Below are 14,986 nucleotides of genomic sequence, written 5' to 3'. Positions count from 1 at the left end.
GCGCGCCGGTCCTCCGGGCCCGGAGGACCGGACCGACGGCGGATCTCCCCGCCGCCCGGATCCGGCCCGGGGCGGCGCTCACCGCCGGCTGTCCCGCGCCTCCGTCCGGGGTCGTGAGGAGGGCCCCGTCATCGCGAAGCGCTCCCCGTCCGGGCCCGCGGCGAACACGAGTTCTCCGTAGCCGAACTCCTCCGGTTCCTGGACCAGTGTGCCCCCGGCGGTGACGACGCGCTCGGCGGCGGTGTCGGCGTCGTCGACCTCGAAGCAGACCCACCACAGGGGCGGCGCCGCCTGCAGGTGGTCGACGTCCTCGGCCGGCACCCCGATCCCGCCGGGCGAACGATCCATGCCGGGGACCGTGAACACCGCGTGGGCCTCGTGCCGCGTCCCGATGTCCTGGTAGGTGTAGCCGAAGACCTCCGCGTAGAACCGTTCGGCACCCGCCTGGTCCGACGTCAGGAGATCGCACCAGGCCACGGCGCCGTGCGTGCCGACGACGCTGAACCCGGTGTGGTCCCGCGGCTGCCACACCCCGAAGGCGGCACCCGTGGGGTCGATCCACACGCCCATGGTGCCGAAGCTGCCCACGTCCATCGGCTCGAACAGCTGCCGGGCCCCGGCGGCCACAGCCGCCCTGCCGGTCGCCCTGATGTCGTCGGACGCGAGGTAGACCGCCCACGCGTGCGGGTCGTCCTCCATCTCCGGCAGGGCCGGGGACAGCCCCGCGACGGGTTCGCCGTCCACCAGGGCGTTGCAGTAGCCGCCGTGCTCGGGGTCCGAGGGTGTGAACCGCCAGCCGAGCACGGCGGCGTAGAAGTCCACGGACCGGTTCAGATCGGCGACCATGAGGTCCGCCCAGCACGGCGCCCCCGTGGGCCACCGGTCGATGCGCTCGACCATGACGGCGTCCTTCCCCTGCGCGCCGGGACAGCGTCCCCCGGATGCGACGACGCGGGCCGTACCCTGCGGTTCCTCGTTCCCATGCTCGTCCTCCCCGGCGCGGAAGGGAACACCCCGCCGTGACATCTGTGCGCCGGTCACCGCCCGGGCGTTCCCGCAGAGCGGTCTGCCCGCCTACGCTGGGGCTCTTCCGGACAGGGGCTCTCCCGGACGAGGGAAGGGGTGCGCCATGCGGGTCTCGCGCGCGGTGCTGGTCGCGGTGGCGGGGGTGCTCGCGGCCACGGCCTCCGCCGTCGGGCTGCTCGCGGCGAGTGGGAACGGACCCTATCCGTTCGAGACGCTGCGCGGTGCCCGCGCCGAGATCTGGGGCCGGGGCCTGTACCGGTACGACACCGTCTTCGCGGCCGCGGGCAGCCGTGCCACGGACCTGGTCGCCCTGCTGCTGGGACTGCCTCTGCTGGCGGTCTCCGCGGTCGGGTACCGGCGGGGAAGCCGGCGCTCCGGACTGCTCCTCCTGGGCGCCCTGGGCTACGTCCTCTACGTCTACGCCGGGTGCGCGCTCGGCGCGGTCGCCCACAACCGGCTCTCCCTGCTGTACGCCGCCGTGTTCTCCGCCGCGCTGTACGCCTTCGTGCTGCTGTTCGCCTCCTTCCCCGCGGAGGAGCTGCACACCCTCTTCCCGGCGGTCACGCCTCGTCGCGGCCCCGCCGCCCTCATGCTCGCCAGCGGCGTGGGCCTGCTCGCCGTGTGGGGCGTTCCCCTGCTGACGGCGGCGCTGACGGGTGCGGCACCGCCCGGGCTGGGCCCGTACACCACCGAGTTCACCATGGTCCTGGACCTGGCCGTCATCGTCCCGGCAGCGTTCCTGGCCGGGACGCTGATCCTGCGCCGGCGGCCCCTGGGCTACCTCCTCGCCCTGTCCCTGCTGGTCCTGGAGATCCTGCCGGCGCCCCTGATCATCGCCCAGACGGCTGCTCAGCTGCTGGCGGGAGTACGGTTCACCGTCCCGGAGGTCCTCGGGCCGATGGGCGGGTTCGTGCTGCTGGCGGGCGCGTCCGCCGCCGTCCTGGTGTCCCTGCTCCGCGCCACCGGCCGGGCGGACGGACGCTCCGCGGGCCGCGATCCGGAGCGGTGACCTGGATCGGGAAGGCCGTTCAGCGGAAGCGGACGCCCTCGATCCGCGCCCGGAAGAACTCCCCCTGGGCCTGCCGCCCGGTCCCCCACGCCCAGCCGGCCCGCAGCACCGTGGGCACCCGCACGCCGGTGAAGATCGCCTCCTCCGAAAGTGCCACACCGAACGGGTGGCGGCCGAACCCGGTGCCGTCGGGGTCGCCCCAGCGCTGCATGCTCAGCTCCCGGAGCCGTCCCTCCGGGTCCACCCGCACCAGGGCATCCTCCCGCGTCCCCCCGAGGATCCAGGACATGACGGCGGTGTCCGGGTCCGGGCCCGCGGACCACCCCGCGCGCACGCAGGCGGGCGGCACGAGGAGGCCCTCACCGGCGAGCCGCCCCGCCGCGCTGCGGGCGATGTCCGGACCGGCGGCGGAGATCACCGGCACGGCGCCCAGCAGCCGCCAGCGCATCTCGGCCCCGGCGGGGCCGTACCGGTCGAAGCCCGTCACCGGCAGGCCGAGCACCCGGGTGCGGGCCGCCCACACGAAGCCGTTGCCGGGGGCGATGAGCTGTCGCGCGGTGAAGGCCCGCCATCTGCCGCCGAGCCGGATCTCCCCGTGCATGGACAGCTCCGCCACGGACCACGCGGGAGTGCCGGGCGGCAGCGCCCGGGCGAGCCAACGGCGGGCGGGCTCGGGCAGGGCGGCCAGCGCGGAGGGGTCCACCGCGGGCGGAACCGGCGAGCCCGGACGGTCCAGCGCGGCCCAGTGCCGCCGGGCGGCCCGCGGCAGCGGCCGTGACCGGGCTGCTCCCGCAACCGGCCACGGGACTGGGGCGGGAGGATGCTGCGACGGGGTCCGGCGCCGGGTCATGCCCCCAGGCTAGACCGGTGGCCCCGGCGACGGCCCGGCCCGGGGCGCCGGAGCCGGCACTCGCCCGTGACCCTCCGTCACACTCGGACGCGGTGCCCGGCGGAGGGGAGGATGGCCCACGAGGTGTGTGACGACCCAGGAGGTGCTGCCCCACGTCGGGCAGCAGACGGAGCCGGACGCCGGGTCCCCGACACCGAGAGGACGACCATGACACGCACGGGAACGAGAGAGAACACCACTCGGAAGGGCGCCGGCTGGAGGAGCACCAGGTGGGAGGACCTCACGCCCCGGCAGCAGACCGCGCTGCTGACGCTGGCGTCCGTGCAGGTCTCGCTGGCCGCCACGGCCTGGGCGGACCTGGCCCTGCGCCCCGCCGAGGAGGTCAACGGCAGCAAGAGGAAGTGGGCGGCTGTCATCGCCCTCGACTTCGTCGGCCCGGTCCTGTACTGCCGACGCGGGATCCGGCGCTGACGTCCTCCGTGATTCACGGCCGGCAACGTTTGCGACGACAGATTTCCGCGCTCTGCCCCTTCTCTGGTGAACAGATGCATGGACATTTACGCTGGTGGGACCAGCCCTCCCGCACCTTCTCCTGAACCGGCCCGGCCGATGATGACCGGTCCCGCCGACGAGGACCGAGCCCGGGAACGCTGGACGGGTCGTGGCGTCTCCGTCCGCCTCCTGTGCGACCGACGAGGACGTTCATGTGCCCGGATTCCATCCGGAACGCATCAGTTGCTCACCTCTTGGGGGACCCGACATGAAGCACTCACCGACCTCGCGTCTGCTGACCGGCGCCACGACCGTCGCCCTTGCCGCCGGGGGCGTGGCCCTGACCGGCACCGCGGCCCAGGCCGCTGCCCAGCCCTACTTCACCTACACCAACGGATGGCGTGTCGACCTGCACGTGCGGGAGCTCGCCGACGTCAACGGCGACGGCCGTCAGGACGTCGTGGGCTTCGGCTACCGCGGCACCTACGTGGCCCTCGGCCAGGCCGACGGCACGTTCGGCGCACCAGAGCTGAAGCTGGGCAGCTTCGGCTACGACCAGGGCTGGCGAGTGGGCGAGCACCCTCGGCTGCTCGGGGACGTCAACGGCGACGGCCGCGACGACATCGTGGCCTTCGGCAACGCCGGCACCTACGTCTCCTACGGGCAGGCCGACGGCGGTTTCACCGCCCCGGCGCTGAAGCTGGGCAGCTTCGGCTCCAACCAGGGCTGGAACGTCGACGATCACCTGCGGGTGCTCGGGGACGTCAACGGCGACGGCCGCGACGACATCGTCGGCTTCGGCAACGCCGGCACCTACGTCTCCTACGGGCAGGCCAACAACACCTTCACGGCTCCCGCGCTGAAGCTGAACAGCTTCGGCTCCAACCAGGGCTGGGACGAGGACCAGTACCCACGGGAACTGGCCGACATCAACGGGGACGGCCGCGACGACATCGTCGGCTTCGGCCACGCCGGGACCTACGTCTCCTACGGGCAGGCCAACAACACCTTCACGGCTCCCGCGCTGAAGCTGCAGAACTTCGGGGCGGCTCAGGGCTGGTCCGTGGACCAGCACCCGCGGGAGGTCGGTGACGTGAACGGCGACGGCCGCGACGACGTCGTGGGCTTCGGCTACGGCGGCACCTGGGTCTCCTACGGGCAGGCCAACGGGAACCTGAGCACGGCGGTCCGGAAGGTGCAGAACTTCGGGGTGGCCCAGGGCTGGACCGTGGACCAGCACCCGCGGGAGCTCGCTGACATGAACGGAGACGGGATCGAGGACATCGTCGGCTTCGGCTACGGCGGCACCTGGGTCTCCTACGGCCGGGCGAACAACACGTTCAGCACCCCCGCCCTGGAGGTCGCGAACTTCGGGGTGGCCCAGGGCTGGACCGAGGAGCGGTTCCCGAGGGAGCTCGGTGACGTGAACGGTGACGGCCGCGACGACGTCGTCGGCTTCGGCTACTCCTCCACCTTCGTCGAGCTCTTCTGAGCGCTCCGCGCCCTCGTGGCGCGAAACGGAGGCGAAGAGCAGGTCCAGGGCGTCCCACCGGCAGCGGTCGGTGGGACGCCCACGGGGCTCAGGAGAGGAACGACCGCAGGTTCCGCTCGGCCGCCCGGTAGGTGTCGGCGTGGATCGTCTCCCCGTGGTGGAAGCGGTCGATCACCCGCGGGTCCACGTAGGAGCTGCGCGCCACGGTGGGGGTGTTGCCCAGGTGCTCGGCGACCTCCCGCACGGCCGCGGACACCGCCCTCTTCCGGGCGCTCTGAGTGGGCCGCGTGTCCGCGCGGGCGGCCAGCGCCAGGGCGGCGCTCACCGTGCCCTGCCAGGTGCGGAAGTCCTTGGCGGTGAAGTCCGCCCCGCACCGGACCCGCACGAACTCGTTGAGCCGGGCGCTGGTGGTGGGGGTCCACTGCCCGTCCTCGTCCTGGTAGGCCAGGGCGGGCTCGTCCGCGCCGCGCTCCAGCATGGGAGCGATCGCGGCGACGAGGTCGGCGTCCCGCAGGGTCACCGACCACTGGTGCCCGCTCTTGCCGGGGAAGTCCAGGTGCACGTCCTCCCCGTCCACCCGCACGTGCTGCACCAGCAGGGTGGTCACCCCGTAGGAGCCGTTGGACTGGGCGTACTCCTCGTTGCCGATCCGCAGGGCGGCGGAGTCCATGAGGCGGAAGGCCGCCGCGTAGGCCTTGTCCTCGGTGGCGCCCTCCGCGCGCAGCAGCCGGGTCACCGCCGGCCGGGCGCGGGGCAGGGTGTCGCCGAAGTCCAGGACGCGGTCGAACTTCTCCCGGTCCTTCAGCTCCCGCCACCGGGGGTGGTAGATGTACTGGCGCCGTCCGGCGTCGTCCACCCCGGTGGCCTGGATGTGCCCGTTGGGCTGCGGGCTGATCCACACGTCCTTCCAGGCCGGGGGGATGGCCAGGCCCCGGATCCGCTCGAGCTCCTCGGACGCCTCGACCTTCGTGCCGTCGGCGTGCCGGTACGAGAAGCCCTTGCCGTAGCCGCGGCGGGTGATCCCGGGCCGGTGGCAGTTGCTGCGCCGGAGCCGGGGCCGGCGCGGGGTGCGGGGCGCGGGCGGGGTCTGCTGCGTGGCGGTCATCGTGTCCTCTCGGGATGAGCTCCCGGACCACGCCGGGGACACCAAGTCTACTGACTGTCGGGGCGGGCGCGGGGGTCAGGGCTCCGAGCGCGTGTAGGCGGCGGCGCGCACGGCGTCGTCGTCCTCCAGCCCGGCCCCGAGGGCGCCGCCCACGGTGGCGAGCGTGGCGGTGAGCCACGCGAGCTTGGCGTACTCGAGGGCTCCGACCGGGGCCCCGACCACCGCGGCGAACACGTCGCCGTCCACGAGCAGCAGCGCGCCGAGCCAGGACAGCGCGAAGACCGCCGCGTAGAACACGACCACGCCGATGGCTACGGTGGCGGCCGTGGCCAGGTTGAACAGTGCGACCTGCTCGCGCTCGGCGCGCCGGCGCGGGCGCTCCCACAGCCGGGCGCCCCCGACGAGCGCACCGGTCACCGCGCCGACGGAGAGCAGCCCCAGCAGCGTCAGGCGCCACGGCCCGTAGGCGGCGGCGAGCAGCCACAGGTCCGAGGCCACCAGGGTCAGCACTCCGGTGGCAGCGGCCAGGGCGAGCAGCCGGGACAGCCGCACCACCAGGGTCCAGGGCCGGTTGGCCCGGATCATCCCGAGCAGCAGGCGCACGTTGCCGCCCAGCACCCGGGCCGTGAACTGCACGGCGTTGTCCTCCGGGCGGTCCCCGAGGTCCTCCGCGCGCTGCCGGGCCCGGCGCACGAGCTCCTCCTGCGCCTCGGCGTCGTCCGCGTCCTCGGTGTCGTGGCCCAGCAGGTGGCCCACCACCCGGACCGCGGACTGCCGGACCCGCTGTCCCACGTGCACCGCGCCGAGGGCCGGGACGGAGACGAGACCCACGCCGTGCACGGGGCTCAGCTGCGTGAGCACGGGACTGCGGCCGTCCTTGAGGGGGACGTCGGTGAGCACGACGACGAGGTCCCAGTCCTCGTCGAGCATCCGGTCGCGGGCGGCCTCGAGCAGGTCGAGCCCGTCGGCCGGCGGGACCACCAGCCGGTCCTCGGCCGCGGCCACACGCCAGCGCACTCCGGGATAGCGCTCACCCAGCGGGCCGGGCAGGGAGGCCGCGAGGTCCCGCGGCAGGACGCTCGCGATCTGCGGCGAGAGCACGAGTCCGACCAGCAGCTCCGGGACGGAGCCGTGGTCGGGGCTGGGGTCGGTGGCGGTGGCGGAACGGTCGTCGGGCACCGCTCAATCCTGGGGCAGGACCCGGGGAAACACCATTCGGCCCGGCGTCGCGGTCCGCAGGGTCCTCGTCCGGCCGACGGACCCCGGCACGCAGGGGAAGGGATCCTGACGGGGTGGGCCGTCCCGTTCCAGGTCCGCTCCGCGCCCGTGATGCTCCGGCCGGGTCACCCGGCGTCCTTCTTCTCGTGGTCGGTCCGAGCCTGCCGGCGTTCCTTCGCCCGGACCCGTCGGAACCGCTCCAGCTGTCCCATGATCTGTTCCCGGGTCATCTCCTGGCGCCGGGCGTGCCTGCGGATCTCCCAGGGGTAGTAGAACGGTTCCCAGCCGATCTCGTCGTCCGTCCGCCACGCCCCGCCCACCAGATAGCGCACCACCGTGTTGAGGAACGCCAGCACCGGCACCGCGAACAGTGCCCCGGCGATGCCGTAGAGGATCGAGCCGGTCACCACGGACAGGAACACGGCCAGCGGGTGCAGGGAGACGGCCTTGCCCAGGATCAGGGGTTGCAGCACATTGCCCTCGAGCTGCTGGACGAGCACGACCACGCCCAGCATCAGCAGCGCATTGGTCACCCCGTTGGTCACCAGGGCCACCAGCACCGCGACCGCCCCCGTGGCCACGGCTCCGACGATGGGGATGAAGGAGCCCAGGAACACGAGGATGCCGATCGGCAGGGCCAGGGGCACCCCGAGCAGGGCCGCGCCCACCCCGATGCCCACCGCGTCGATGCCCGCCACCAGCCCTTGGGCCCGGGCGTACTGCACCAGCGCCGTCCACCCGTGCCGGCCCGCACCGTTGACCGCGCGGCGCACCGGCACCGGGAAGAGCCGGACCAGGAACAACCAGATCCGTTCGCCCTCCATCAGCAGGAAGAGCAGGGTGAAGAGCATGATGACCACTCCGGCCAGCACATGTCCGGCCGTGGAGCCGAAGGACATCGCCCCGTCCAGGATCGCCTCGCTGTTGTTCTCGACCGTGGTCCCGAAGTCGTTGATCCAGTCGTCGACACTGCCCACGTCGATGCCGAGAGGGCTGTCCTCCAGCCGGTCCAGCAGCTGCCGGGTGCCGACCACCACGCTGCCGGAGAGCTGGGTGAAGCCCACGACGATCTGCTGCCCGGCCAGCACCAGGAGCCCCACGACCACCCCGACCAGGCCGAGGACGGTGAGACCGGCGGCCGCTCCCCTCGGCACCCGGTGGCGGCGCGCCCACTTCACCACCGGGAAGAGCAGACCGGCCACCAGACCCGCGATGAGCACCGGGATCACGACCACCACGACCGTGGAGAGCAGGTAGCCGAACAGTCCCACGGCTGCGACCACGACCAGCAGCCGCCAGGACCAGGCCGCCGCCACCCGCACCGGCACCGGCACCCCCGCGGCGGCATCATCGCGCGACGACGGCAGCTCCCGGTCCGGCCACGGACCGGCAGAGCCCGTGCTGTCGTTCGGGGGCGGAGCCATGGCCACATCCTGACACGCCGGACCCCGGTCGTCTCACCCGCACCGACAGCCGGGCGATCGCCCGGGGCCGGGGCCGTCCCGTCCGGTGCCCCTGGTGGGGCGGGCCGGAGGTCAGTTGCCAGCTGACACGCTCTTCCGCCCCAGGACGGCTTGCAGGTCGGGCTTGTCGGTGTAGGCGATGGAGCCGTAGCGGAACAGCTGCACCGCCAGCCGCAGCACGAGGAGTCCGAGCACGAACAGTTCGGCGATCACGATTCCTGTGGTGAGGGCGTCGAGGGTCCCGAGTGCGTTGCGCAGCATGGCGGTCACCGGGGCGGTGAGCGGGGACCAGGTGAAGACCTGCACGATCACCGCACCCGGGTCGCGGATGATCATGATGGCGCAGAAGGGCACGACCATCAACCCGATCAGCGGCCCGAAGACCACCCCGGCGTCCTTGGCGATGGGCATGACCGCCCCGATCGCCACCAGCAGCCCCAGCGGGGCGATCGCCTCGCCGAATCCGCCGCTGACCCCCGACCCCCGGTCCGCGTTCGACAGTCCCCGGCAGCCGACACACGGGCTCCCGGGATGTCAAGAAGTCGACGGCGCGAAGAACATCCGGTGAGGTTCTTGGGTCCTGATCGTCGGCCTCCTACCGTCGAAGAGAGGCCCGCAGCCGGCAGGGCCTCAGGACAGGGGACATCGACCGTGAGCGCATCAGGAACGACAGACCATCGCGACGTCATCGAGCAGTGGACGAAGTCCTTCAACGCCCATGACGCTGTCGGCGTCGCCGCCCTGTACGCGGAGGACGCCCGTGTCGTCCACCCCTCGTACCGGGAGCCGTTGCAGGGACGCAAACCCGTGCAGGACGACACGCGGGCCTACATGATCGCGATGCCCGATGCGAGCAGTGAGCTCATCCGCGTCGTCGCCGACGGGGACTGCGCGGCAGCAGAGGTGACGATCGCCGGGGTGCACGCGGGACCACTCGTCCTGGCCACCAGGACGTTCCCGCCGACCGGACGCCGACTGCGGTTCCCGATGGTGCTCTTCTGCCGGTTCGGTCCCGGAGGACAGGTCGTGGAGGAGCACCGGTACTTCGACACGGCCGGGATCCTGCGCCAGCTCGGGCACACCGAGCACTAGCCAGGAACACCTCCGGGGCTCAGCGGGTGCGTGGAGAACTCCTCCGCTGCGGGTCATCCGCACCGCCGTGCTCGACCGGTGCGCCGGGGCGCGGAGGGGGTCGCCGTCGGTAGGTCCGGATCACCTGGGAGTCGTCCTGACGTTCCCAGCCGGCTTCCCGGGCGGCCCGGTACTTCGCCTGGGCGGCGGTGACCATCGGGGCGTCGAACCCGATCTCGTCGGCGATGTCCTGCACCAGGGTCGAGTCCTTGACGAAGATCCCGATGGTGCTCGTCACCTCGGCGTCAGGGCCCTGCAGCATGCGGGGGCCGCGGTCGGAGAGCATCCACGAGCCACCGGCGCCGCCGGCGACGGCGGGCAGCACCTTCCGGGGATCCAGGCCGAGCTCCTCGGCGAAGGCGAGTGCTTCGGCCGCGGCGACGATGTGGACGGAGCACAGCAGCTGGTTGACCGCCTTGTACGACTGGCCCTGGCCGATCTCCGGGCCGCAGTCGATGAGCGTTCCCAGCGCGTCGAGGACCGGCCGCACGTCCTCGACCGTCGCGGGGTCACCGGACGCGAACAGGCTGAGTTCCCCGGTGACCGCTCGGGCGACGCCGCCGGTGACGGGGACGTCGAGCACGCGCACGGTGGGCGGGGCCGCGTCCGCCACCTCGCGCACCGCACGGGGTCCGACGGTGCTCATCACCACCAGGGCGCTGCCTTCGCGCATGTGCTGGAGCACGCCCTCGGCGCCCAGCGCGGCGGTCCGCAGCTGCTCCGGTGTGGCCACCATGCACACCACCACGTCGGCCTCTGCCGCGGACACCGGTGCCTCCTCGGCCGGCACTCCTCGCGAGGCCGCCCTCGCCCGCTGAGCGGGGTGGGGGTCGACGCCGGTGACCTCGAATCCGGCGGCCAGGAGCTGCTCTGCCATCGGCAGGCCGATGGCCCCGATCCCGATGAAGGTGATCCTGCGCGGTGGAATGCGTGGCATGGGGGTCTCCTGACGGTGTGCGGGACGGGGTGGGCTCAGATGATGAGGTCCAGCAGCAGGCACACGGCCAGGCCGATCACGGCGAAGGTGGACTGCGCGAGGGTGTAGATCTTGAACGTCCCCTTGGTCGTGAACCCGAGCATCTGCTTGAAGATCCAGAAGGTGTTGTCGGTGACGTGGGCGCCGAACGCGGCGCCGGTGCCGGCGGCCAGCAGGATCAGGATCGGCGGGGCGTCGATGGAGCCCATGATCGGGGCGAGCAGGGTGGCCGCGGTGATCGCGGCCACCGATGCCGAGCCCTGTGCGATGCGCAGGGTCGCGGCGACGGTCCAGGTGAGCAGCACCGGGATCGCGGTGTTGGCCTGGAACAGGGCTGCCATCATGTCCCCGATGCCGACCTCGGTGATCACCTGCCCGAGGGATCCGGCCACACCGGTGAACAGCAGGATCGATCCGGAGGTCTGGGCGCCGCGGGTGAGCAGGTCGTCGATGCCGTCGCGGGTGACGGCCGGGATCGCGAGGACGATGCCGATGAGCAGGCCGATGAGCAGGGCGACGACGGGGCTGCCGAGGAAGCCGAGGACGGCGATCTCCTGGCCGATGAGTCCGGTGACCGTGTCCAGGATGATGAGCAGGATCGGCACGATGACCGGCAGCATCGCCACGGGCAGCGGCAGCTGACGGGTCGGAGGGGTCACCACCAGGGTGCCCGCCGAGGCGCCGGCGACCTCGGTGGTGCCGGCGGCGGTGGGCCCGGCCTCGCGCAGCGTCTCGAGGCGGGCGCGCTCCTCCTCGATCGACTCTCCGAAGATGGAGTCGTCGAAGTCGTGCTGCCGGTCCTTCACCGGGTCGAAGATCTTCCGCATCATCAGGTCGTGCACGAAGATGCTGGAGACGATGAAGAAGATGCCCAGCGGGATGCCCCACAGCAGCATGGTGCCGATCGGGACGCCCAGCGGTCCGGCGACCGCGATCGCTGCGACACCGGGGACCACGATCAGCAGGCCGACCTCGAGCCCGATCGCCAGCGAACCGGCCAGGGTCGCAATGCTCTTGCCGGTGCGCTTGGCGATGGCACCGGCGATCGGGGCGAGGATGACCAGGGCGACGTCGAAGTAGATCGACGGGAAGATGATGCCCGAGGTCAGCCCCAGGACGTAGGGCGAGCGTTTGGGCCCGACGAGCTTCAGCAGGCCGTCGACGACGCGCTGCATCGTGCCGGTCGCCGAGAGCGTGGTGCCGATCATGACGCCGAAGCCGATGATCAGCCCGACCTCGGCCATCAGCGCCCCGAAACCGGTGTTGACGGCCGCCACCGAGGCCTCGAAGCCGAGCCCGGCGGCGACACCGAGATAGAGCGCGCCGACGACCAGCGCGACGACGGGGTTGATCTTCGCCCAGACGATCATCAGGACGATGCCGATGACCGCGATGGCGAGATGGATCAGGACGAGCGTGTCCATGTCTTCTCCGATACGGGTAGTGCCGGACCACCGGCAGACGCACGGCGGTCGCAGAACGGGCGGGTCATCGGTCGCCGGCTTCCCTCGCCCGAGGACACCGTCGATGTCGTCCGCGAGGACAGTCATCGGAACATGTGGGCGATCGGACCCCGGGTGGTGGATGGGAACGCACACCCACCCATGACCCGCTCGTACGCTGAGCCCGGGCGTCCGAATCAACTGTTAACAGTCAACACTGATAGTGTGAAGTGTGACACAGACCACGCCCGGGGGCAATGGCGTCACGGACAAGAAGTCGAGCGGACCGGTTCGACCGCACCAGGGTGCTCCTCGTCGTCGTGGTTCGCCGGCCGGATGCGGGGATCCGGGCGACGGTTCGGAGCACGAGGACGGCGTGCAGCGGTCCGGGTTCGGAACTGCCGTCTGCGGCGCCCCCGTCCGCGGCACCGGCGCTGCCCCGGCCTCGTCGATCCGGCCGGCGCCGAGGAGCTGGGACTACGGGGAGCTCGTGGTTCGGCCGGGGTCCCGGCGTCCCTGGCGCAGCCCGATCTCGTAGGCGGTGAAGGAGATGAGGGTCACCGCGATCAGCGGCAGCACGAACCAGGCCATGACCGCGGTGAATCCTTCCAGCGCGTCGTGTGCGGTGGCGGCCAGGACGACGTATCCGGTGTAGGCGAGGTACAGGGCCACGAAGAGGGCGCCCTCCCAGCGGGCCACCGCGAACCCGGTGAACGCGATGGGCAGCAGTGCGACGGCGGCGGCCAGCATCACCGGCATGTCGAAGGCCACCGCGGCGCTGGACACGGGTATGCCTTCCGGAGAGATCAGAGCAGGCAGCCCGAGCACCACCCCGATGTTGAAGATGTTGCTGCCCACCACATTGCCCACGGCCAGATCGCGTTCGCCACGGCGCACCGCGATGATCGAGGTCGCCAGCTCGGGCAGCGACGTCCCCACGGCCACCACGGTCAGTCCGACGACCAGGCTGCTCACACCCAGCGTGGTGGCGATGTTCACCGCGCCTTCGACGAGCAGCGTCGCCCCGCCGACCAGCAGGGCGACCCCCAGCACCACGAGCAGCAACGACCTGCCGATCGACGCAGGCTGCGGCTCCGCCCCCTCTCCGGCGGCTTCGGGGACGGACGAGCCGCCGGCCGGGACCGCGGCACGGGCCGGGGACTTCGCATCGCGCCTGCTGATGACGACGGTCAGCACCGTGTGCACGACCACAGCACAGAAGAGGATCAGCCCGTCCACCGCGCTGATCCGTCCGTCGAGGGACACGAGCAGCAGCGCGACCGACATGGCGACCATCAGGGGGAGGTCGAACCGCACCAACCGTTGCTTCACGGCCAGGGGGAGGACGAGTGCGGAGATCCCGAGGATCAGCAGGACGTTGACGATGTTGCTGCCCACCACGTTGCCCACGGCCAGCCCGGGTTCATCGCGCAGGACGGCCCCGACGGTCACCGCCAGCTCGGGTGCCGAGGTGGCGGCCGAGACCACGGTGAGCCCGACCACCAAGGACGAGATCCCCACGCGCCGCGCCAGGGCTGACGCCCCTCGCACCAGGAACTCTCCGCCCAGCACCAGCAGCACCAGCCCGACCACGATCCGACCCACATCAAGAGCGTCCATGGGCAGGAGTGTACGTAGCCCGGGGCGGACCCCGTGCGCCCCTCACGAGGCGGGGTGCGCGCCGCCCGTCCACATCCCGGCCGTCGGACAGCGCCCGCACGGGAACTCCTGCCGCTCCGTGGAGCCCCTCGCCGGGGGCCGTCTGCTCTGCTATAGCTGGAACCGTCACCCCACGAGAGGAAGCAGGTGCGTCATCGCAGGCAGGATCGCCGTGCTCGGCGCCGCAGTCCCCGGCTCAGCCCTGGTCCGTGAGCCGGCCGCCACCGGCAGCCACGAGGTCACCGTGCTGCGTGCGCGCCGGCGATGAGCGTCGATGAGACGCAGGGGGGCCGGCACCGCCCCGTGCGGCTGCTCCTGGGCCTTCTCCTGCTCGCGGTGCTCGCGGGAGCACTGGTGGTCCTCGGGCCCGGCCTGCTCAGCGGCCTGCGCGCGGGGGACGGCTGGCTGCGAGGGGGCCCGGAGTGCACGGTCGAGACCTCGGACGGGGAGGTGGGGCTCGACCGTGACGAGGCGAAGCGGGCCACGACGGCGGTGGCGCTCACGGCTCGCGGGGTGGAGGCACCGGACACCTCCGGCATCGACGAGGCGGTGCTGCAGCGGCTGGCCGACGGGCCGCCCGGGGACGCCGGTCCGAGCCTGACCTGCCGGGGCTCGGTCGCCGAGGACCTGCAGGAACAGCAGCTGACCGCCACCGGCCTGACACCGCGCGCCGAACGGCTCCGGGAGGCGATGACCGAGGTGTTCGGTGAGCAGAGCCTGGGCGGGTTCGCCCCGGGCGGCATCGACCAGGGCCACGGAGCCGAGTCGACGCACTACGACGGCCGCGCCATCGACGTCTTCTTCCGCCCGGTGACCGAGGAGAACCGGCGTGAGGGGTGGCTGCTGGCCCACTGGCTGGTCGCGCACGCCGAGGACCTGGACGTCCAGTACGTCATCTTCGACGACCGGTTCTGGAGCGCGCGCAGCGCGCGCGGGCAGTGGCAGGACTACGACGCGCCCGATCCCGGCAACGAGATCCTGCGTCACCTCGACCACGTGCACGTGGACGTGCTGCGCGGAGGTCCTGGCTGAGGAGCAGGTCGAGACCTCCATCAGTGGAAACATCACCGCAACTGCGGCCGCTGGACCACTCCGCCCTGAACCATGTGATGAGCGGCCACGA

Annotated in this window: 14 protein-coding genes; 5 read left to right on the top strand and 9 right to left on the bottom strand. The window is 72.2% G+C overall.

Features of this window, described 5'->3' with window-relative positions; genetic code table 11:
- Nucleotides 1–78: 78 nt before the first annotated feature.
- Nucleotides 79–900, bottom strand: coding sequence for a VOC family protein (locus RE027_RS12275; RefSeq protein WP_368808553.1), 822 nt, complete (start codon nt 898–900; stop codon nt 79–81).
- A 229-nt stretch (nt 901–1,129) separates the two neighbouring features.
- Between RE027_RS12275 and RE027_RS12270 the strand changes: the two genes are divergently transcribed.
- On the top strand, nt 1,130–2,035 hold the full coding sequence (locus RE027_RS12270; protein ID WP_368808552.1) for a hypothetical protein: 906 nt from the start codon (nt 1,130–1,132) through the stop codon (nt 2,033–2,035).
- A gap of 19 nt (nt 2,036–2,054) precedes the next feature.
- Here RE027_RS12270 and RE027_RS12265 read toward each other — a convergent pair whose 3' ends face one another.
- Nucleotides 2,055–2,738, bottom strand: coding sequence for a DUF6544 family protein (locus RE027_RS12265; RefSeq protein ID WP_368808551.1), 684 nt, complete (start codon nt 2,736–2,738; stop codon nt 2,055–2,057).
- Nucleotides 2,739–3,092: 354 nt separating this feature from the next.
- Between RE027_RS12265 and RE027_RS12260 the strand changes: the two genes are divergently transcribed.
- Both RE027_RS12260 and RE027_RS12255 read left to right on the top strand, forming a co-directional pair.
- Nucleotides 3,093–3,356 (top strand): hypothetical protein, encoded by a 264-nt coding sequence (locus RE027_RS12260; RefSeq protein ID WP_368808550.1) that lies wholly within the window; start codon nt 3,093–3,095, stop codon nt 3,354–3,356.
- Nucleotides 3,357–3,645: 289 nt separating this feature from the next.
- The gene (locus RE027_RS12255) at nt 3,646–4,869 is read left to right on the top strand and encodes an FG-GAP repeat domain-containing protein (RefSeq protein ID WP_368808549.1); all 1,224 of its coding nucleotides are present in this window, start codon (nt 3,646–3,648) and stop codon (nt 4,867–4,869) included.
- Between the two features lie 88 nt (nt 4,870–4,957).
- Here the strand turns inward: RE027_RS12255 and RE027_RS12250 are convergent, their stop codons facing one another.
- The 4 genes from RE027_RS12250 to RE027_RS12235 all read right to left on the bottom strand — a co-directional run bounded on the left by RE027_RS12250 (nt 4,958) and on the right by RE027_RS12235 (nt 9,066).
- Complete coding sequence (locus RE027_RS12250; protein WP_368808548.1) at nt 4,958–5,974, bottom strand: DNA topoisomerase IB; 1,017 nt, start codon at nt 5,972–5,974, stop codon at nt 4,958–4,960.
- Between the two features lie 75 nt (nt 5,975–6,049).
- Entirely contained in the window at nt 6,050–7,153 is a 1,104-nt protein-coding gene (locus tag RE027_RS12245) for a hypothetical protein (protein WP_368808547.1), read from the bottom strand.
- Nucleotides 7,154–7,317: 164 nt separating this feature from the next.
- The gene (locus tag RE027_RS12240) at nt 7,318–8,616 is read right to left on the bottom strand and encodes an AI-2E family transporter (protein WP_368808546.1); all 1,299 of its coding nucleotides are present in this window, start codon (nt 8,614–8,616) and stop codon (nt 7,318–7,320) included.
- A 111-nt stretch (nt 8,617–8,727) separates the two neighbouring features.
- Complete coding sequence (locus tag RE027_RS12235; protein WP_368808545.1) at nt 8,728–9,066, bottom strand: ABC transporter permease family protein; 339 nt, start codon at nt 9,064–9,066, stop codon at nt 8,728–8,730.
- A 240-nt stretch (nt 9,067–9,306) separates the two neighbouring features.
- Here RE027_RS12235 and RE027_RS12230 point away from each other — a divergent pair, with 240 nt between their 5' ends.
- Entirely contained in the window at nt 9,307–9,747 is a 441-nt protein-coding gene (locus RE027_RS12230; protein WP_368808544.1) for an ester cyclase, read from the top strand.
- Nucleotides 9,748–9,766: 19 nt separating this feature from the next.
- Here the strand turns inward: RE027_RS12230 and RE027_RS12225 are convergent, their stop codons facing one another.
- From RE027_RS12225 to RE027_RS12215, 3 genes are all read right to left on the bottom strand, one after another.
- Nucleotides 9,767–10,723, bottom strand: a complete 957-nt coding sequence (locus RE027_RS12225) for an NAD(P)-dependent oxidoreductase (protein WP_368808543.1) — start codon at nt 10,721–10,723, stop codon at nt 9,767–9,769.
- 35 nt (nt 10,724–10,758) lie between these two features.
- Nucleotides 10,759–12,186 carry a GntP family permease gene (locus tag RE027_RS12220; protein ID WP_368808542.1) on the bottom strand — a complete coding sequence of 476 codons (1,428 nt, stop codon included), beginning with the start codon at nt 12,184–12,186 and terminating at the stop codon, nt 10,759–10,761.
- A gap of 495 nt (nt 12,187–12,681) precedes the next feature.
- Nucleotides 12,682–13,824 (bottom strand): calcium/sodium antiporter, encoded by a 1,143-nt coding sequence (locus tag RE027_RS12215; RefSeq protein ID WP_368808541.1) that lies wholly within the window; start codon nt 13,822–13,824, stop codon nt 12,682–12,684.
- A 303-nt stretch (nt 13,825–14,127) separates the two neighbouring features.
- On the opposite strand from RE027_RS12215, the gene RE027_RS12210 reads away from it, so the two are divergent.
- Complete coding sequence (locus RE027_RS12210; protein ID WP_368808540.1) at nt 14,128–14,895, top strand: VldE C-terminal domain-containing protein; 768 nt, start codon at nt 14,128–14,130, stop codon at nt 14,893–14,895.
- Nucleotides 14,896–14,986 lie beyond the last annotated feature (91 nt).

This window comes from Kocuria sabuli, from assembly GCF_040981185.1.
Lineage (GTDB): Bacteria > Actinomycetota > Actinomycetes > Actinomycetales > Micrococcaceae > Kocuria > Kocuria sabuli.
This window is presented reverse-complemented; position numbering and strand designations above follow the sequence as displayed.